Source organism: Streptomyces sp. NBC_01426 (assembly GCF_036231985.1).
In the GTDB taxonomy this organism is placed as follows: domain Bacteria; phylum Actinomycetota; class Actinomycetes; order Streptomycetales; family Streptomycetaceae; genus Streptomyces.
The window spans coordinates 855,280-873,717 of the sequence record NZ_CP109501.1; the positions used below are offsets into that span (position 1 = coordinate 855,280).

An 18,438-nucleotide genomic window follows, 5' to 3' on the forward strand; every position below is an offset into this window, starting at 1 on the left:
GCCTGCAGCTCCGGAGCCGGCGCGGGGGCGCGTATGGGCCGGTGCAGCCTGGGCTCCCGGTGTGCGTGTCGCCCCCGGCGCAGATCCGGTCTGGGTATCGCCGTGGTGCGCCCCGAAGCCGGGCCGTTCTTCCCGTACGGCCTCCTGGCCAGCCGCCGATCCCCGGCGTTCCGGTGGCCTTGCAGGAGGGCGTCGGGGCGCTCCAGGTCGGCGGGGTGGACGGCGAGGGGCATGGTGTGAGGCGCCCGCCCATCATCCCCGGCCCGGCAATGCCCCTCGGGGCCTGCCGTGTCCGCCGCGGTGGTCGTGGAGGGAGCGCGGCCCCGGTCAGAACACGTCGGTGGTCCAAAGGTGGTGCATATCCCATGCGATGTCCAGGGCTTCCTCTGCTCCCTGATGCCATGCGAGTTGTGCGGTGTCGTCCGGCACGGTGTGAAGGGCCGCGAGCACGTCGGCTGGCATCCATGCTCCTCCCCAGTCGCCCAGCCAGGTGTGCGGCGTCATGGCGGGTTGCGGGGTCCACGGGACGTCGTAGCCCTTGCTCCGGAGAATCTCCAGAGCGGTATCGCGCTGACGCCTCATCAGGTGTTGTGGGGAGAAGATCCCGTGGGCATCCCGATGGATTCTGTTCCCGAGCAGGTAGGCCTCCCATGCCGCCTCCGCTGTGGACTGGTTGCGCCAATCGACCACAGGTATCTCCATGGAGGGCCGCGCGGCCCACGGGGCGGCGGTCCCCGCGCGTACCTCCTGCGGTGCGGATCCCACCACGGCGAATGCGAGCTGGTGGCCCGGGACAGGGAGCTCGATGGCCTGTCCCGTCCCACTCGTCCAGCGGGTCGTCATTCCCGTCGCGATCCGGACGGTGTATTCGCCATCGTCAAGCCCCTGATGCGCATCGAAGTGAGCGTCGTGCGGCAGCTCGGCCGGCACGCCGTCGCTCCCGAAGAACTTCCTGATCGGAGGACACCCCGTCGCGGAGAGGATCTCGAAGTCGCAGTTGCCCCCACTGCCCAGGTCGCGGCCGAGTTCGTAGGACAAGTCCCGACAGGCAACACCGTCCCTCACCACGTACGTCCTCCGGATCAGCGCGCAGGTGACGAACTTGCGACCCGCAGACGTAGGAACCCGCACCTCCAAGCGCGTCTGCATGCGGTGCATGCCGTCCTGAGACACCGTCTCCACCCACTCGGTGCGGATCCGCCCGTTGGCCATGCTGCTCCCCTGTCCCGCCGCGAAATGCGAGGTGGCCAGGATAGAACGCTCGTTGGGTGTTGCCGGTCGGCGATACCGGAGGCCAGGCCGTTGTCCAGCTCGCCGGTCTACCGCGCATAGGTAGTCCCATGAGCCGTCCCCGCCCCGCCTCCGGGCCCCTTCCGCCCCATTGGGTACGTCCCGCTTGCTTCGTGGGTTCACCTCGGCCTATTATCGTCATCATGACGATAATAGGCCAGCGGTCCCCGCTCCCTGCAGGCATCGACTGCACGAGCCGCGAGTCCCTCCACGGATTCAACGCGCACAAGTGGGTGGCCGGCAGTCCCGCCATTCGCCTCAATGTGCTGCCCGCCACTCTTCCGGGCGCTTGGGTCCACGGCCGCGGTGGTATCGACGATGGCCTCAGGACGGAGAAGTGAGCATGTTCGAAATGCCGGTAAATCCCTTTGAGCTCTCCGAAGAAACGTTGAACCGAATATCTGCCGATGACTCATGGGCCCCGATCGAGTCGGAGCTCCCAAACGTCGATGCCAGGGTGATCAGCCACTTCCTCACTCCGGCTGAAGTGGAAGTATTCGCGGCCGAACTGGCTGCCAAGCGCTTCGTGCCGGTGGGTCGAGACGGCGTTGCCGCCAACTATACAGAGGGAGATCCGGTCGCCCATCTCCGTGCCACGGCTGACTCCACGGCTTTGGCGGCAGAGTTCTACCGCAGGCTGCGGACGTTTCTGTCGTCTGAAGTGGGATCTGATGATCCGGCGGATTCAGACGGAAGACCCTGGAAGCCGGCCGCCGTCAACCCACGTATGCGCTTCATCACGTACGAACACGGAGGACTTCTTGTCCCGCACTACGATTCGCCCTATTTTGCCCCTGACGGAAGGCGAACTCTCCTGACGGTCGTCGTCTACCTGTCGTATGAGGCAGTGGGCGGAGAAACGCGGTTCATCGCCGACAAGCAGAACGAGCTTCCCTTTGTGCAACGCGACTTCTCGGACTGGCCCCGGCCCGCAAAACCTGAGGAAATATTGAGCACCCACCGCCCCGAACCGGGCGATGCGCTCCTTTTCTGGCATCGGACGCTTCACGACTCGGCCCCGATTCTTGAGGGCACGAAAACAATTCTCAGAACCGACGTGCTCTACGAGCCCATAGACGTGCCGTGAGCAACAGCAAGCCAACCGTCGCGCAGGAGGGCCCACGTGATACTCACATCATCCATGGCCGTGTCGGCGAAAGGGAGCAGCGCATGCTGTAACCCCTTTTGTCCACCGTCCCTGGGCGGTATTCGTGTAGATGGCGCACTGACACGAAATCGAGAGATCGCACCCGCGGGGTCGGCTTTCGGCTGGGAGCACTCGGGCGCGCAACGCGTCCGCTCGCCGGTCGTACGCGCAATCTTGCGCAATCGGCCCCCGTCGTCGGGCGGTGCCCGCGATCCTGGGCGTCCGATCAGCCAGAACGGAGATTTCCATGACGCTGAGGTTCATCGGCACCACGTCCGAGTACGGCAACTGTCCCACCCTCTACGAGGTCGTTGAGACCGGTGACATCGTCGTCCAGGGCGACGTCCTCACCGACCCGGAGCACCTCGCCCAGCTGCGGGACATCGGCGAGCACGAGACGTTTGTCGTCGTCCCGCGCGACCTGCTGACCCGCTTCGCCCCCAAGGAGTGACCGTGCCCGCGCTGGTCCCCTTCGAGGACATCACCCACCTGTTCGGCGAGTTCCAGCACACCGCGTTCCGTCTGGAGACCCGCCGCGGGTACGCCACCGACCGGGCCGGCGCGCGCTTCCAGGCGTTCGTGCGCGGTATCGACCCGGCGCCGGAGCTCAACAACGCCTGGCACGTCAACGTGCGCGAGAAGGCCGCGCAGGGCGGCCGGTTCTCCCGCGTGCGGATCATCGACGAGCCGCCCACCGACGGCCAGCGTTTCCTCATGGCCTCCGCCGCGGCGAACGCGTCTGCTTCCGGGGAGGACATCCGCGTACTTGCCCGCACGGAAGCCGCGCACCTGGAACTTCCCGACTACGACTTCTGGTTGTTCGACTCCCGAACGCTGGTCCGTTTTTACATTGACGAGCAGGACGTCACGACCGGCGTCGAGGTCATCGACGACCCCGCCGACGTCCTCGCCGCCTGCCGGGCCCGTGACCGCGCCTGGCCCCTCGCGTCCCCTTCAACCGAGGTGTGGACGCGGGTACGTTCATCGGCGTGAGTACGGACTTCCAGAGCGCCAGGGTGGCCCTCGGCGCGCGCCTGCGGGAGCTGCGTGTCGAGGCCGGCGTGAACGGGAAGGACTTCGCCGCCCGGATCGGCTGGCAGCGCTCGAAGGTGTCCCGGCTGGAGAACGGCAAGCAGACCGCGACCGCGGACGACGTCGCCGCCTGGGCTTCCGCCGCCGGAGTACCGGAGCAGGCGGCCGACCTCGCCAGCCGGCTGAGAGGGCTGGAGTCGCAGCAGCGGTCCTGGCGTCGCCAGCTCGCCGCCGGGCACCGGCCGGTCCAGGACAGGTACGTCGTCGAGTACCAGCGGACCGCCACCATGCGCGGGTACGAGGCGACCGTGATCCCGGGTCTGTTCCAGACACCCGGTTACGCCGGCCACCTGTTCGAGAGAAACGCCGTGTTGATGCGGTCCCCGCGTGACACGGATGCTGCCGTCGCCGCCCGCATGCGCCGCCAGGAAGTGCTGTACGAGGCGGGCAAGCTGTTCCGAGTCCTGGTGTGGGAGGGAGCCCTCCACGCGCTCGTGTGCCCCCGCGAGGTCATGGCCGGTCAACTCGACCGGCTCGTCGGCCTGATCGGCATGAGCACCGTGGAGCTCGGCATCGTCCCCCTCGGCGCACCCTTGGAGCTCACCCCGAAGCACGGGTTCTGGATCTTCGACGAGGAGCGCGTCATCGTCGAGACCATCAACACCGAGTTGTCCTTCGACTTGCCGGACGACCTTGCCCTGTACGGCCGGGTGTGGGACGTCCTGAACGCGGCGGCCGTCCACGGAGCACAGGCCCACCGGCTGATCGCCCGCGCACGACACCAGATTGCTCTCGCCTGAGCAACCCGCGCAGACCCGCCAGAGCACCGCGCAGCCCCGTCGCACGTTCCGCGCCCTTCGCGGGCTGGGGTCCGCCAGAGCTTGTTCTACGGAGCGTGTCCGGCATGGCCGGCTGCCTCAATGGGGACAGGGCCGGCCCTCCGGTGAGGGCCGGCCCTGACGCGTGCGGTACTCGCGCTGCAACGCACGGCATCCGCGAGCGACGGGGGAGCAGCTGCGATCTCTCGGGCTCGTGTCAGGGGGCGCCGCCGACCGGTTTGACGCGGTCGGCGGGCGACTGCGCTGCCGCGGGTGCCGGCGGGTCTACTGCCAGAAGAGGGTCTCGACGACGATCTGGGGATCGGCTGTGCGTGGAGTGAAGACGTACCTGAGCCATCCGCGCCCGTTGTCGAAGTAGAGGAGGTGCGCCCCGCGGGGTTGGGTGGAGCGGACGGGTTCGATGCTGACCTTCGCCGTGTCGACGTGATCGTCACGGTAGGGGTGACGGGAGCACTTCAGCTCGGTGACCGCGTCGATGATCTGCTCCCTGACGGTTGCGGGGAGACTGTCGCGGTATTCGGAGGCGCTCTTGGTCCAGTCGGTGGCCCATGGCGGGCCGGTGAGCTCGTCGGTCACTCGCCGGGCCCGAGCCGACTCACTCGGTTGTGGATCTGTGCTGCTTCTTCCAGGAAGGCCTTGGCCTTGTCCGGATCTGCCGACTGGGCGGCCCGCTCTTCCAGGTCCCGCACGTGCCGGTCCAGGTCCGGGTCGCGGGCCAGTGCGTACTCGCCCCACCACCGGGCCAGGAAGGCCGGAGCCGCGCCGATGTCATAGGTGTCGCCGATCTTCGCCCGCCAGTTCGCCTCGAAATCGTCCAAGAGGTCAGGGGCGTGCGCGGCGATCGCGGCACGAATAGCGGGAATGCTGCGCTCGGGCATCGGGGGCACCCCGTGAGGGCGCCCGGGGGCGGTTGTCACGTCTCCTCCTGCGGTCGACCCTCGCCACGATAGTCCGTGGAGGCTCCAGGAGCGACGACTTGTGCAGCGTGGGCTGGTGGCACTGGAGGGAGGTCAGCCGGTAGTGATTGGTTCGCCCTGCTCCCGGGGGGTGCCCCTATCTCTTTGGTCAAGGTCGTGGGTCAGGATGGCGGCATGACGACCTGGTTCCGCACCTACTACGAGGACGAAGATCTGTGGCTGTATTTCGAGGCCGATGACGAGGGCTGGGCCGCGCGGCAGGTTGAGGTCCGGGGGCAGGACTCGCGTCCGGTGACGGCGGCCTCCTTGGAAGAGGTGCTGCACTTGCGTGATCATGCCGATCTCGCGGCGATGTTCCGCTATGAACGGCAGTACGGCGTTCTCGCCGAAGGTCCCATGGACGGCTGGCAGGACCAGCCGCGGGCGACCGAGATCACCGCGGAGGAGTTCGAGCGGCTGTGGGCTGAAGCACGGCGGGCTCTCGGCGATTCAGCCTGACTTGGCGGGTCGAGGTTCGTAGAAGGTTCCGTCGCGGAGCATCGCGAAGAGGACGTCGGCCCGTCGTCGGGCGAGGCAGAGCAGGGCCTGCGTGTGGTGCTTGCCCTGGCTGATCTTCTTGTCGTAGTAGGTCCGGGAGGCCGGGTCGCCCAGGGCTGCGAACGCGGAGAGGAAGAAGGCCCGTTTGAGCTGCTTGATTCCTCTCCGGGAGGGCTGTTCGCATCGGATCGAGGAACCTGAGCTGCGGGTCGCGGGTGCGAGTCCGGCGTAGGCGGCGAGGTGGCCGGCGATCGGGAAGGTGCTGCCGTCGCCGACCTCGATCAGGATGCGGGCTCCGGTCCTGACGCCGATTCCCGGCATGGACGTCAGGACCTTCGAAAGTGGGTGGGACTCCAGGAGTTCCTCGATCCGCCCGGCCAGGAGTTTGCGCTGGTCAAGGACAGCCGTCGGGAACCGGCCAGGCTCGCGACGATCAGCGCGGCCGCCTGGGTGCCCGGAACGGTCACGGTCTGCTCGTCCAGCGCGGTGAAGATCTCCTCGACCAGCCGCTCGGCCATCCTCGGAGCCTTCGGCCGTAACAGCGTGACCAGCCGCCGCCGGCCGGCTTTGCGGATCTGGGCCGGTGACCCGAACCGCTCCAGCAAGGCCGGCACCGCCGAATGTTGCAACCGCGGCTCCAGCACGCGCTCCAGCGACGGATGGATCTGGGTCAGCAGGCCGTGCAGCCGGTTCGCGACCCGGGTGGCCTCGCCGGCCAGGTCGTCGTCGAACCCGACGATCATCTCCAGCTCGGCGATCGTCTCGTCCTTGCCGTCGATCGCCCGCAGGGTGTGAGGCATCGCCCGGGCCGCGTCCGCGATGATGAAGACGTCCTTCGCGTCCGTCTTGGCCTCCCCGGGGTAGAGGTCGGCGATCTGTCGCATCGTCAGCCCTGGCAGGTAGGCGACCGGGCAGCCCATGCCCCTCGCGACCGCCAGCGGCAGGGCGCCGATCGAGGCCGGCTGGTCGACGACGACCAGCGCCGTTCCGTGCTTGGCCTGCAGCTTGGCGAACAGCCCGCGGAGCTTGGGTTCGGTGTTGGGTAACCGCTTGTCGAAGGCTTTCTTGCCGGCCGGGGTGACGGGGGTGGCGTGGTGTTCGCCCTTGCCGACGTCCAGGCCGAGGGAGACGTCGATGTCGCCGGTGTCGCCGGTGTCGATCACGTGCACCGCTCACGCCTTCGTCCGGCCTTGCCTCGGCACCGAACTGCCACACCCACGTTACGGAGAGCTCTTCCGGCTCGGGTGAAGCCGGTGCTCAAGCCCCTCATCAGCGGTCCGTCGATGGCTCCGGGCCCGGTGACACCCCCCCGGATCATCAACCGCAACGAGGGGGGAAGTCATGCCGGACCCGAAGCCCGGAGGCCCCATTGTGGAGCCAATGAAGACGGTAACGGTGGGGCTCAAGTCCCTTGCGGTATGCCTCAATCCCGTACCCCTGCGGGTAGACGACACGTCGCTGTTGATCGACGGGTGGCGGCGAGCTTCCGGCCGATCGTCAGGGCCCTGCCAGTCGATGCCGGCGAGCTTCAAGTCGATCGCGTGGGCTCGGCGTTGCGTGATCAACTGCACGCTGCGCCCGGGCGGGTCGGCCGCCCATGAGGGTCTTGCTGGGCCCCGCGCCACCCCTCCATGATCCTGTAGTGGGGCGATGCCTGTGCAGGGCCGGGGAGATGCGCGCCCCCGGGCCGGGAGGGTGCCCGGCCCGGGGGTCGGGCGCTAGTGCTGGGCCAGGGTCCACTTCCTGAGGCGGTCCACGATCTCCAGCAGGGAGCGCCGAGGGCCGGGGGAGAGGAAGCCGAAGGAGGCGAAGGAGGGGACGAGCGCGATCACCACGAGCAGGGCAGGGATGATGCGGACGACGACGGTGAAGAAGTCGATGACGAGCCGGAGCGTCTTGGCCTGGGTGAGTACGTCAGCAAGGCGGTCAAACAAGGTGAGATCTCCTCGAAGCGCGAGCGGGCTCACTTGGTATCCGGCCGAGGGCATAGGTCTCCCTGGGCGGTGCCCCTCGCTGTGGAGGTGCGACCAAGCGATGAATGCCCGCTGGCCCGCGTCTGCGAGTCAGCGGCACATTTTGTGCCGGCTCATTCCTTGCTCCGTGGTTCTCTTACTGCCGAGCAAAAGCTGGCGGCCAGGCAGAACCCGGCGGCCATAAAAATTTACGGTCCGCCAGGTTGGCGCGCAAGGGCTAAATCAAGCAAGTGGCTTGATCTACCGATTCGGGCTACTCAGAGGCGAGCTGCCCCGGGCTGGTTGCCTTGGATTGCTTCGATTGATGTGGAGTTGGGGGCGCGTCTGGGTGTTCCTGTGCTGTCGGAGCCACCATCCGAACTGCCAGCTCCGGCAGGTTTGGTACAGCCTGGCCTGCCGCATTTCGGCGTCGGCCGGGATGGAGTGCCCGGCTACGCCTACGTCACCGCGCAGGCAGCAGGCCCGGGAAGTCCACCCTCGCATGGGCGCTCGCGGCCGAACTGACATGCCCCGCCATCCTGCGCGATGAAATCAAGCAGGGGATGACGGCGATCATCGGCCCTCTTCCTGCGGACACCGACGCCCTTAACCAGGAGGTTGTGGAGACGTTCTTCGGAACTCTGGGCGTGCTGCTCCGAGCCCAGGTCACCGTGGTCGCCGAGGCCGCCTACCAAGACCGCCTCTGGCGGCCCGGCCTGGAACCCCTACCAAGATCGCCGAGCTGCGGATCATCCGCTGTCACACCCCCACCCAGACCATCACCGAACGGATCAGCGGGCGCGCCGCCCGCGACCCACACCGCGCGGCGCACGCCGACGAGCAGCTCCTCACCGACATCTCCAGCGGCGCCTATGACCCGGAGACCTTCACCGAGATCTCCCTCGACGTGCCTGTCCTGCTCGTGGATACCTCGGACGGATACCGGCCTGCCCTGTCCGAGATCACCGCACACGTACAAGCCCCGTGATCACCTTGCCTCTTATCCAACCGCTCCCCGCTCCTTCACGGGTGGGCCCGATACGGCCCATCCGTCCATCCACCCGCAGTTCTACTGGAAGGTCCGCCCATGAAACCGTCCTCCTTACCGTCCTTGCTCGCCGTATTCGCACATCCGGACGATGAAGCACTTGTGGCGGGCGGAGTCCTTGCCCAGCACGCCGCGGCCGGAGCGCGCACAGCGGTTGTCACCGCCACCTGGGCTCCCGACACCGGGCGCGCCGCCGAGCTCACGCACGCCTTGCGCGTGCTCGGCGCGGGCAAGCCCCGCATGCTCGGATACGCCGACCTCCGCGTCCCCGACTCCGCTCCCGGCCGGCCCCGCCTCTGCGACGTTCCTCGGGAGCAGGTGGTGGAGCGGCTCGTGGCACATATCCGTGCGGTGCGGCCGCAGGTGATCGTGACCCACGACGCGTTCGGGTCCGGTCACCCCGACCATGTCCGGACCCACGAGGTCGTCCTCGAAGCCGCACGCACCGCGGGGATCGCAGGGCTCCACTCGCACGCCGATCGTCCCTGGCAGCCCAGCGCCGTGTACGGCGCCACACACCCCTGCTCGGAAAGCGGTGCCCTGGACGGTCTGCTGGCCACGGTCGGAAAACGCCTCCACACGGTGCAGAACGACATGGCCCACGCGGCCGTGGACATCCGCCCCTGGCTGGACCGCAAGATCGCCGCGATCCTGGACCGCAAGATCGCCGCGATCATGGCTCACAGCAGCGAGACGGCGCGGGAGAGGTCCCTCCCGGGGCTTCTGGCCCGGCTTCCGGGGCCGGAGCGGGACGCGATCGTGGCGATGGAGTTTTTCACGCGGCTGGACGCCGGGTACCTGCCGGGCCCCGATCGGCTCGAGTTCCTGACCGTCTGACCACAGGGGCGTTGTCGCGTGGAGCTCTGAAAGCCCGTCATGCCTCCGTGAGTGCCTGAACAGCCGCGCCGAGGGCCAACTGGAGCGCCTTCTCCGTCTCCGGCCTGTGCTCGCACGGCCCCGGCTTGACGAGTGAGTCCGCGACCGCCACGACGGCGGCGGCCTCGACCTGCCGGTACTCGGCCACCGTGAACAGCGCCACCGCCTCCATCTCCGCCGCCAGCACCAGCGCCTTCTCGTACGCGGCGACCTCGGCCCGGGTCTGCCGGAAGGGGGCGTCCGTCGTCCACACCACCCCGCGGACCGCGCTCGGCAGCAAGCCGCCCAGCCGGTCGGTCAGGTCCAGGGCGGCGGCCGCGGTTCGTCGGTGCGGGAGGTAGTGGTGCGAGGTGCCCTCGTCGCGCAGTGCGCCAGGCTCCCCGGCCCAGCTCCCGCTGCCTGCTCGCTGCGGTGCCCACCGTCACGATCCGGCGGGCGCCAAGTGAGATCAGCTGCTCCAGCACCAGCGCGGCCGCTGGGCGTACCGGATGGACCTCGCCGAGTTCCAAGGCTCCAGGGCCTCCATCCAACTGGCCATGGGACGCCCGGGCGACGCGGAAGCCACCTTCGCGGCCGCCGCCCCGAGCCTGCCGCTCCCCCGCTTCCCCGCGCAGCCCCTCGGCGAAGCCCCTGAACCACACGCCCAGATTCCCCGAGGACCGAAAGCGCCAGAGGCTGATCACGACCCAGGCGGTCAGGTACACGGGAAGGAGCGGGGCCGGCAGACGACGGCGCGCCACCCAGACGCGGTTGCGGGCGACCAACCGATAGAACGGCTTGTGTCTGGCCGGGATTGTCGCCGGATGGTGCACCTCGATGTCCCCGGCGTACCAGCCGACCCGCCCGAGGTCCCACAACCGCCACGAAAGATCCACTCCCTCATGGAAGAGGAGAAGTGCCCAGGCCAGCCACCCACGGCCTCGAAATCGGCCCGACGCACGAGGACGATTCCCCCGGCCCTGACGGTGACAACCCCCGAACGCCGGGCATCGCTGGACCGCAGCCGGGGACGGAACAAGCCCCACCGCCAGGACCGGCGATGGGCTACGGCCTGGAGCCCGGAGAGATCGCGAGCCGGCTCAGGGCCCACTTCTCAGAGGATGACTCCATGCGCATCTCGCACGAAGCGATCTACCAGACGCTCTACATCCAAGGACGCGGAGCCCTCAAGCGCGAACTCGTCGGCTGTACGCGGACCGGACGTGCACTGCGGGTTCCCCGAGCCAGGGCCCGACGCAGGGCGAACGGGCACGTCACCGCCGAGGTGATGATCAGCCAAAGGCCGGCCGAGGCCGAGGACCGGGCAGTGCCGGGCCACTGGGAAGGCGAGCTCATCATCGGCACCGGCAAGTCCGCGATCGGCACGCTGGTCGAGCGCACGACCCGGTTCACCATGCTGCTGCACCTGCCCCGGATGGAGGCTTCGGCATCGAGCCGCGGACGAAGAACGGGCCGGCACTGGCAGGCCTGGGCGCCGAGGCCGTCCGAGACGCGATCGCCGCCACGATTACCACGCTGCCCGAGCAACTACGACGCTCTCTGACCTGGGACCGCGGCATTGAACTCGCACAACACGCTCGTCTCCGTGTCGCCAACGGCCTCGAGAGCTACTTCGCGGACCCGCACAGCACCTGGCAACGCGGAACGAATGAGAACACGAACGGGCTGTTGCGACGTCACCGAACCTTGATCGTGTGCCATCGAGCCATGACCGGCTGCGAGTTTGTGTCATCGAAGTCTGATCACGCCTGGTCAGACCCGGCGAAGCGGGATCAGGCGCCGAAGCGTGTACCTGGGAGCTGCGAGACCGAGAGGCGGGGCGAGACGGCGCTGGTGACCAGGACGAACGTAGGATTGCGATCATGATCCGTTCGGCGGAGTGGAGTTGACCAGCCGTGATGCCCCCGTACTGCGCGATCTGCAACGCGTCACTCAGGGACCAGGACTACGAGACTTTCACGCTCGTGTACTTCCGTGCGATAGCACCACCTCTCGATCACGAGGGGCATCCCGAGAACGCCCTCTGGTTCTGCAAGGGTCACGTCCGGTACACCGAGGGCAAGACCCACATGAGCGCCATCCTGGCCATGGTCCACATACGCGCGGCGATCCGACGCAACGCCCCAAACCCCTGGCCACTCACCAGCATGCCCTGAGCCCCATGCCTTCGCCCCGATTCGCGGGGCGCGGGCGCCGAACAGTTGTCAGGCGGAAGACGGTAGTCTCGCGCCGCCGCAGCCGTGAGGCCCGCCGGCTCGGCAGCAAGTTGGCCCAGCACTGGGCAGCGTCGGGTGCAACGCCGTGCGCGGCGGCCCCCGCTCCCCTCATATGACGGGCTCTTCGCGCCGCTCGGTCTCGCAGCTTGACCACGTGATCAAACTTCGATGACACACGCTCAAGGTTCGGTGACACAGGACAACTGTCGTGGATCGACTGGGCGGAATTGGTTCGCCATTCCTCAGAAGCGCGCGGCATGTCGTGCTGCTGGTACTCATGGTCTCTACTCGCCTGGTGCCAAGAACTCACCCCGAACCAAGCTGAAGCCGGCCTGGGCAGCGGAACCCTTCGACCATCAGGCTCGGAAGTCGCGAGGCCGCTGAGGATGGAGCTGGGTTCCCATGCGGTGCCACGGTGTGGCGGAGCCCGCAAACCTTCTCCAGAATGAAGGGCCAGGCCGTCTCGGCCCAGGTGAGCTCAGAGATGCGCGGCGCGCGGCGAACGCTGGCGCTTGGGAGGCCGGAACGGAACAGGCCGGCGCGGATGTCGAGAGCGGGGGCCTGGTCACGGCCCGTTGCATGAGACGCGTCTGTTCGGTAGTGAGGTTGGCCGTGCGGCGGTCCAGGTTCGCCGTGATTCGAGGCAGGACCGCTCCGCTCCGTGCGCCTCTTGGTCTCGCTCAGGGCGGGCCGAGGTCTCAGTGGCCGCTGGTCATTCTCGTGAGGTCATCCAGGACTGCAATTCGAACGATTCAGCGAATTCACTCGCCCTGACGTTTGCGCTGGGGGTGGACGCCTGCTGAGAGAGCTGCTGCGGCCACAGTCGGCAACGGTGGACATCCGGCGGTGGCTTCGGCCGTGCGGCTATGCCGGATGAGCAGCTCGGCACATCCGACGGTCGCATTTCGGCGCCCGCCCCGCAGCACAATGAGAGATTCCTCAAGGCGCATCGTCTCTTCCAGGATCATCGCGGCCGCCGAGCACCCGGACCTCTCGGCTCGACGACGAAGACTTGGGAGCAGGTTCTTGGGGCGTTGGGTGTGGTGAACAGCCCAACGCGCCGCCGACACGCAGGCGGCTGGTGCCGGGCCTCTGCCAGCAGTCCCGCAGGGTGCGGGGGATCGACCTCCCTTGGTGGGCGCCGGGATGCGGCGAGCGTCTCCTGCTCCTCGGCGGCGGCCAGTGCGATCTCGACAAGGCCGAGTTCGCCGCCGCACCTTGCGAGCGTGGCCTTGGCAGGCTCGGACAGGCGCCTTGCTGTCATCCTGTTGGTAAGCACTTCTTTGGGCTCCACCGCACGGTCGGAATGTGGCTCCACGGCGTAAGAAGTTGATCTGGCTCCACCCGACGTGAAGGGTCGGACGCCATGCCCTCTTTGGAGTGAATGCACTGCTCCGTCCGCTGTGCGACCGTGTATCTCCGAGCCGACATGTCTCCGTGAACCGATCGTCGAACCGGAACCACAGAAGTTGCGCGTGAGCACTCCGACGGCTGCACCGGGCCTCTGGCATTGTAGTGAGAACGGGTTCTGGCCCCTGGATCACCAGGCTGCGGCAGGCGAACCGGGCCCTCTCGGAACGCAACCGCGCCGGCGACTGAAGATCACCAACAGCATCACTTCTGTGGCACCGGGCCGTACGCGCCGGTGCACGCATCGAACCCTGCTGGTTCCCATTGTTCGGGGTCCCGATGAACCGATCGTCGAGCCGTCACCACAGAAGTTGAGCCCGAACCCGACTGGACTCTGGCTCAGCTGGTGTGGCGTAGAGATATTCGGTAGCGAGCCGGATGGCTGGGGCACTGCGGGTCTCTGAGTCAGAACGGAGGGTCTTCGCTGTATCTACCTGCCCATTCACCTCCCCGGGATGCGTGTTCGGCCCTGAGGCGGGCATGACGTTCGCGGGCTGCAACGTCAGCCGTGTTCTCCAGAGCGCTGGTGTCGTGGCCCCATGCCTTCAGCGCGTCCAGGACGCCGTCTCGGTTGGGGCGATCAATGCTGGTGGCCAGCAGACGGCGGGCGTGCTCGACCAGCTCGCCCCGATGCTCGGCGAGAAGGGGGTGCTCTGCGAGGGGGATGGCGGCAACGAGAGCTGCCTCGCGTGCGTCCGCGCTCTCGTGGCCGAGGAGGGGCTGGACAGCGGAGAAGATCGTCGGCCGCAGGTCCCGAAACGCGCGCATCTCCTCCTAGTCGTGGAGGAACCGCTCGCCGTAATGACGCTCGCCGATGGCGACGCACTCGTCGTCCGCGTCGTAGGCGGTGTCTCCGAGCCAGGCCGGCAGTCTCACGAGGGTCGGGCGACGCGATGGCGCGGCGGTGTCGAGGGCGAAGTCATCTGCCGTGATGTCGGGTTGGTTGAACTGGCATGTGCATGGTGTCAGGTGTAGAGCAGGACACGCTTTCACAGGACCTTGAACCCGGCGCGCAACGTCAACCAGCGGCTGATGGTCGAGAACAGCCGGCTGATCGCCGCAGATGCTGCAGAGCCAATGAGCAATCAGTAAATGCCTGTCAGGCACGGTTCGCTGCGGGCTACTTACCTCCCACGCGCCTGTCGCTCTCTCGCACCCGAGGTAATGCTGACAGCGTGGACGAGGTCCGGTTCACGAACATCAAGCACCTGGAGTTTGACCTGTAGCAGCACCCCGACGGATGTTCCAGAACGTCGACCCAGCCCACCACCTGCGCGGCACCGCCGCCTACCTGCTGGAACAGCGTCACGCCGATTACGCCCTGTCGGCCAAGGGCAACCAGGCGGCCCCGCTCGCCTGGGTCCACGCAGCTCTGCCACCCGCGGTCCCCGAAGCGGAGGAGCACGTCCAAACCGAGCGTTCCCGCGGTCGGATCATCCGCTCGTCGGCCTGGACCGCCCCGCTACCTGATCAACTGACTTTGACGCCACCCACCCTAGGGGCACCTGGCCGAATTCCGCGATTCGGCTATTCATTCGGGACGGCGGATGGCGAAGTGGAGCGGGCGGCGGGCTCGGTCGCCTTCAAAAGCGCTGACCGAATCGATTCTCCGAACGGCCCTTCGGTTAGATGTCCGCTTTCGCCTGCCTGTAAAATATCATAACCCCCCTCACGAAAAAGAACGTTTGGCGGGAAAGAGGTGGCCATTTCCAGGTTCCTGGCCGGTGTTTTCCAGACGTATTGGCCGGATGACTGTGCCACCCGCACGCTCCGTATTGATGTTTCCGTGACCCTCGCCTATTTTATTTTCCGCAATGGCACATAACGGCACAGGGGCCCTGCATTTCCGCGGGCGCCTCACCAAACCGTGTCTACGGGCGGGGGTCACCCATGGCGCTGACGGTCGACGAACTGGTTGCACTGTTCCCGGCGGGGGGTGCCGGTACGTTCGAGCTCGACACCGGGCGGCTCGGGCTGAGCGGCGAGTCCGAGTCCCTGGAGCATCTGCCCAGCGGCATTCTGACCCTCACTGAGGCGACTGCCGACAGCGCCGCTCTGACAGTGACCGGCAAAGTCACTTTGGCCGGTGAGGAGATGCGGGCCAGCGCCCGGTTCTTCGCCACCGGCACGGCGGTCGACGCGCTGCTCTTCGAGGCGAGCCCGGCGACCTGGCTGCTCCAGACCGCCGTCGCCCGCGTCGACCTGTCCGGACTGTCCGGCGGTCGGTCACTGCGGGTCCTGCTGGCCGCCGGTCCGGCCGCGGCCGCGGCCGGACGGTGCCCCGGCACCGGGCCCTGGGTGGGCTTCCAGCTCGGCGGGGCGGTCGCCGAACCGCTGGAGTTCCGCGCCGAACTGCGCAAGGAGTCCATCGGCACGGCCCAGCCCCTCGACGGACCGCCGCTGCTGATCACCCCGCTGCTCGAAGCCCTCGGCGAGTACGGCGTCGAACTGCCCGGACCGCTGGTCGACTGGCTGGAGCGGGTCCAGCTGCACCAGCACCCGATGGGCAAGATGGACAACCTGATGGTCACCGCCGAAGCGCCGGTGGACCACGGCACCGGCGCGAACCCGGTGGAACTGCTGGTGCTGCGGACCACGGTGCTCGGCCGCACCGGCCAGGACGGCAAACCCAAGGCCACCACCGTCGCCATGGTCCGGGCCCGCACGGACTGGGACGGTTCCGGGCTGCCGGTGGTCGGACCCATGATCGGCAATGGGCTGCTGTCCCTGCCCGCGCTCCAGATCATGTACGTCTCCGAAAACCTCAGCGCCGAAGACGTCATCAAGATCAACCGGGTCGTCACGGAGTACAACCTCGGCCCGCTCCAGCAGTTGCCGGTGGTGAACGCGGCGGCAGGGGTCCCGCTGGGTAAGAACGTGAGTGCGGCGGTCTACCTCGCGGTCATGGGCCATCCGACCCCAGCACTGGTGATCACCGTCCCGCCGAAGTTCGGACCGGCTCCGGAGAGCCCGGACAAGCCGAAGCTCGAATACGAGTTCGTGATCGGCAAGCAGTTCGGGCCGGTCTACCTCTCGTCGATCGTATTCCGCTACGACTTCAAAAAAGGCCTGCTGATCGAGCTCCAGGGCCAGGTCACGATCGGTTCTCTCACCTGGCAGGTCGCCGGACTCGGCTTCTACGTCGGCATGAGCGGCGGCTTCCCGCTGCTGCCCTTCCTGCACGGCATGAACATCGAAGCCACCGCCGCCGACGGGCTCATCGGCCTCAAGGGCGGCCTGCTCAACAAGACACCTGACGACCCCACCCTTGACTTCGAACTCGCCGGACTGATCCTCGTCCAGGCGATGGCCGTCGAACTCGGCGCCCAGGCCGTGTGGGCACGCAGCATCGAAGGCTGGCACTCAGTCTTCATCTACGGCGAGGTCTCCCTCCTCGGCGGCGCCTCGGTCTTCGGCCCGCCGCCCTTCACCGTCACCGGCTTCTCCGCCGGATTCGGGATCAACAGCTCCTTCAAGAAGGTCCCCACCGGCGCCGAGATCGCCGAATTCCCTCTGGTGGCACGGCTGGACGCGGCCCAAGCGCTGCCCGGCATGCCGGCCCCGACGCCTTACACCCCCGAGGACGCCCTCAAGGCCCTCACCGGACCCACCGGCTGGATCCGCCCCACCGAGGGCCAGTACTGGATCGCCGCCGGAGTGAAGTTCACCAGCTTCGGCTTCATCGAGACCAAAGCCCTCGCCGTCATCGAACTCGGCGACTCCGTCAAGGCCATGCTGCTCGGCCGCACCTCCGTCAGCCTGCCGCGCACCCTCAACCCGAACGCCCGGGCCATCGCCAAGGTGAACATCGGCCTGAGCCTCGGCTTCAGCTCCGCCGAGCACTGCCTGTCCATGGACGTGGCCCTGCTGCCCGGCAGCTACGTGCTCGATCCCTCGATCGAACTCACCGGTGGCATTGCCGTCTATGTCTGGACTGGCGGCGGCCGCGCCGGGGACTTCGCCATCAGCCTCGGCGGCTACCACCCCGACTACAACGTCCCCACCCACTACCCCCGGCCCAAGCGACTCGGGTTCGTGTGGTCCCCAGCCAGCGACATCACCGTGCGGGCCGAGGCCTACGCCGCGATCACCCCCGCCGCGTTCATGTTCGGCGGGCGCCTGGCCGCCGTCTACGACAAGGGCATCTTCTCCGCGTGGTTCACCGCGCACCTGGACGTGCTGGTCCAGTGGAAGCCCTTCTACCTCGATGTCCGGCTCGGCATCAGCATCGGCGTCGCGGCCACCATCAAGGTCTGGTTCGTCCGGGTCCGCATCTCCGTCGAGGTCGGCATCGACCTCCACCTGTGGCTGCCGCCCTTCGGGGGCCGGGCCACCGTCAAACTCTGGTTCATTTCCTTCAGCTTCGGCTTCGGCTCCTCCCGCGACAACACCCCCACCGTGGACTGGCCCGAATTCCGCACCCAGATCCCCGCACCCGCCCGGGTCATCCCCAACGAGGGCCTGCTCGCCGACGCCGACCAAGGCGAGATCGCCCGGCGCGCGGCCACCAAGGAACCGACCCTCGTCTCCTCGGCCGGATTCACCTTCACCACCGAATCCGGCATCCCCGCCTCGCACCTGTACATCAACGAACGGCTGATCAAGCAGTCCGACGACGGGACCATCGACATCCGCCCCATGCGGAAGACCGGTGTCACCTCCGCCCACCGGGTCACCATCACCAAGGACGGCACGACCTTCCACCCCACCGACCATCACTGGGTGGTCAAGCCGGTCACCGGCACGGTCGCCCCCGGCCTGTGGGGCAAGCCCCTGGCCAAACCCGGTGATGCCCTCGACGGCGACCAGCTGCTCGAAAACCGCCTCACCGGACTGAGGATCACCCTCCCCGAGCCGGACTACGGCACCGACACCGGGCCCGTCACCTCAAAGGCGCTTTCGTACGAAGGACTCCCGGACGGTCGCATGCCCCTGCGCGTGTCCGACCCCGCCGGGCCCGAGCCGCGGGCCGACCGCCAGAGCGTCCGGACCATCGTCGACACCGTAGCCGCCGACGCCGTCAAGGACCGCCGCACCGCCGTGCTCAGCACCCTCGCCCGGCTCGGCGCGGGACCCGGCGCCGACACCGACAGTCCGCTCACCGGCTACGCCGCACTCGCCGGCCGCAGCCTGACCACCCCGCCCCTGACCACCACCGCGACGAGGTGACCGGC

15 protein-coding genes and 3 pseudogenes are annotated in these 18,438 nt (G+C 67.7%); 11 read left to right on the forward strand and 7 right to left on the reverse strand.

Annotated elements, in window-relative coordinates; genetic code table 11:
• Nucleotides 1-327 precede the first annotated feature (327 nt).
• Entirely contained in the window at nt 328-1,212 is an 885-nt protein-coding gene (locus tag OG906_RS38170) for a hypothetical protein (protein WP_329448890.1), read from the reverse strand.
• 221 nt (nt 1,213-1,433) lie between these two features.
• Here OG906_RS38170 and OG906_RS38175 point away from each other — a divergent pair, with 221 nt between their 5' ends.
• From OG906_RS38175 to OG906_RS38195, 5 genes are all read left to right on the forward strand, one after another.
• Nucleotides 1,434-1,631, forward strand: a complete 198-nt coding sequence (locus OG906_RS38175) for a hypothetical protein (protein ID WP_329448891.1) — start codon at nt 1,434-1,436, stop codon at nt 1,629-1,631.
• Nucleotides 1,632-1,633: 2 nt separating this feature from the next.
• Nucleotides 1,634-2,377, forward strand: coding sequence for a 2OG-Fe(II) oxygenase (locus OG906_RS38180; RefSeq protein ID WP_329448954.1), 744 nt, complete (start codon nt 1,634-1,636; stop codon nt 2,375-2,377).
• A gap of 307 nt (nt 2,378-2,684) precedes the next feature.
• Entirely contained in the window at nt 2,685-2,888 is a 204-nt protein-coding gene (locus OG906_RS38185) for a hypothetical protein (protein WP_329448892.1), read from the forward strand.
• A gap of 2 nt (nt 2,889-2,890) precedes the next feature.
• Complete coding sequence (locus OG906_RS38190; RefSeq protein WP_329448893.1) at nt 2,891-3,430, forward strand: DUF6879 family protein; 540 nt, start codon at nt 2,891-2,893, stop codon at nt 3,428-3,430.
• Complete coding sequence (locus OG906_RS38195) at nt 3,427-4,269, forward strand: helix-turn-helix domain-containing protein (RefSeq protein WP_329448894.1); 843 nt, start codon at nt 3,427-3,429, stop codon at nt 4,267-4,269. Before OG906_RS38190 ends, OG906_RS38195 begins: the two co-directional genes overlap by 4 nt.
• A 303-nt stretch (nt 4,270-4,572) precedes the next feature.
• Here OG906_RS38195 and OG906_RS38200 read toward each other — a convergent pair whose 3' ends face one another.
• Together OG906_RS38200 and OG906_RS38205 are read right to left on the reverse strand one after the other, a co-directional pair.
• Nucleotides 4,573-4,884 carry a hypothetical protein gene (locus OG906_RS38200; protein ID WP_329448895.1) on the reverse strand — a complete coding sequence of 104 codons (312 nt, stop codon included), beginning with the start codon at nt 4,882-4,884 and terminating at the stop codon, nt 4,573-4,575.
• On the reverse strand, nt 4,881-5,186 hold the full coding sequence (locus tag OG906_RS38205; RefSeq protein ID WP_329448896.1) for a hypothetical protein: 306 nt from the start codon (nt 5,184-5,186) through the stop codon (nt 4,881-4,883). The genes OG906_RS38200 and OG906_RS38205 overlap by 4 nt, the downstream gene beginning before the upstream one ends.
• A 213-nt stretch (nt 5,187-5,399) precedes the next feature.
• On the opposite strand from OG906_RS38205, the gene OG906_RS38210 reads away from it, so the two are divergent.
• Nucleotides 5,400-5,723 (forward strand): hypothetical protein, encoded by a 324-nt coding sequence (locus OG906_RS38210; RefSeq protein ID WP_329448897.1) that lies wholly within the window; start codon nt 5,400-5,402, stop codon nt 5,721-5,723.
• Here OG906_RS38210 and OG906_RS38215 read toward each other — a convergent pair.
• Nucleotides 5,715-6,925: pseudogene (locus OG906_RS38215) on the reverse strand (IS110 family transposase). The gene OG906_RS38210 and the pseudogene OG906_RS38215 sit on opposite strands and share 9 nt — an antisense overlap.
• A gap of 555 nt (nt 6,926-7,480) precedes the next feature.
• Nucleotides 7,481-7,696 carry a hypothetical protein gene (locus OG906_RS38220; RefSeq protein ID WP_267802321.1) on the reverse strand — a complete coding sequence of 72 codons (216 nt, stop codon included), beginning with the start codon at nt 7,694-7,696 and terminating at the stop codon, nt 7,481-7,483.
• A 1,105-nt stretch (nt 7,697-8,801) separates the two neighbouring features.
• Here OG906_RS38220 and OG906_RS38225 point away from each other — a divergent pair.
• Nucleotides 8,802-9,599 (forward strand): PIG-L deacetylase family protein, encoded by a 798-nt coding sequence (locus OG906_RS38225; RefSeq protein WP_329448898.1) that lies wholly within the window; start codon nt 8,802-8,804, stop codon nt 9,597-9,599.
• Between the two features lie 37 nt (nt 9,600-9,636).
• Here OG906_RS38225 and OG906_RS38230 read toward each other — a convergent pair whose 3' ends face one another.
• Both OG906_RS38230 and OG906_RS38235 read right to left on the reverse strand, forming a co-directional pair.
• Nucleotides 9,637-10,005 (reverse strand): phosphorylase family protein, encoded by a 369-nt coding sequence (locus tag OG906_RS38230; protein ID WP_329448955.1) that lies wholly within the window; start codon nt 10,003-10,005, stop codon nt 9,637-9,639.
• A 220-nt stretch (nt 10,006-10,225) separates the two neighbouring features.
• Nucleotides 10,226-10,659: pseudogene (locus OG906_RS38235) on the reverse strand (glycosyltransferase family 2 protein); the annotation flags it as partial.
• On the opposite strand from OG906_RS38235, the pseudogene OG906_RS38240 reads away from it, so the two are divergent.
• The 4 genes and pseudogenes from OG906_RS38240 to OG906_RS38255 all read left to right on the forward strand — a co-directional run.
• A pseudogene (locus OG906_RS38240) lies at nt 10,643-11,318 on the forward strand (IS30 family transposase); the annotation flags it as partial. The pseudogenes OG906_RS38235 and OG906_RS38240 overlap by 17 nt on opposite strands.
• 215 nt (nt 11,319-11,533) lie before the next feature.
• Entirely contained in the window at nt 11,534-11,794 is a 261-nt protein-coding gene (locus OG906_RS38245; protein ID WP_329448899.1) for a hypothetical protein, read from the forward strand.
• Nucleotides 11,795-13,723: 1,929 nt separating this feature from the next.
• Nucleotides 13,724-14,239, forward strand: a complete 516-nt coding sequence (locus OG906_RS38250) for a hypothetical protein (RefSeq protein WP_329448900.1) — start codon at nt 13,724-13,726, stop codon at nt 14,237-14,239.
• Between the two features lie 915 nt (nt 14,240-15,154).
• A complete protein-coding gene (locus tag OG906_RS38255) occupies nt 15,155-18,433 on the forward strand; it encodes a DUF6603 domain-containing protein (protein ID WP_329448901.1) in 3,279 nt (1,092 codons plus the stop codon).
• Nucleotides 18,434-18,438: the final 5 nt, after the last annotated feature.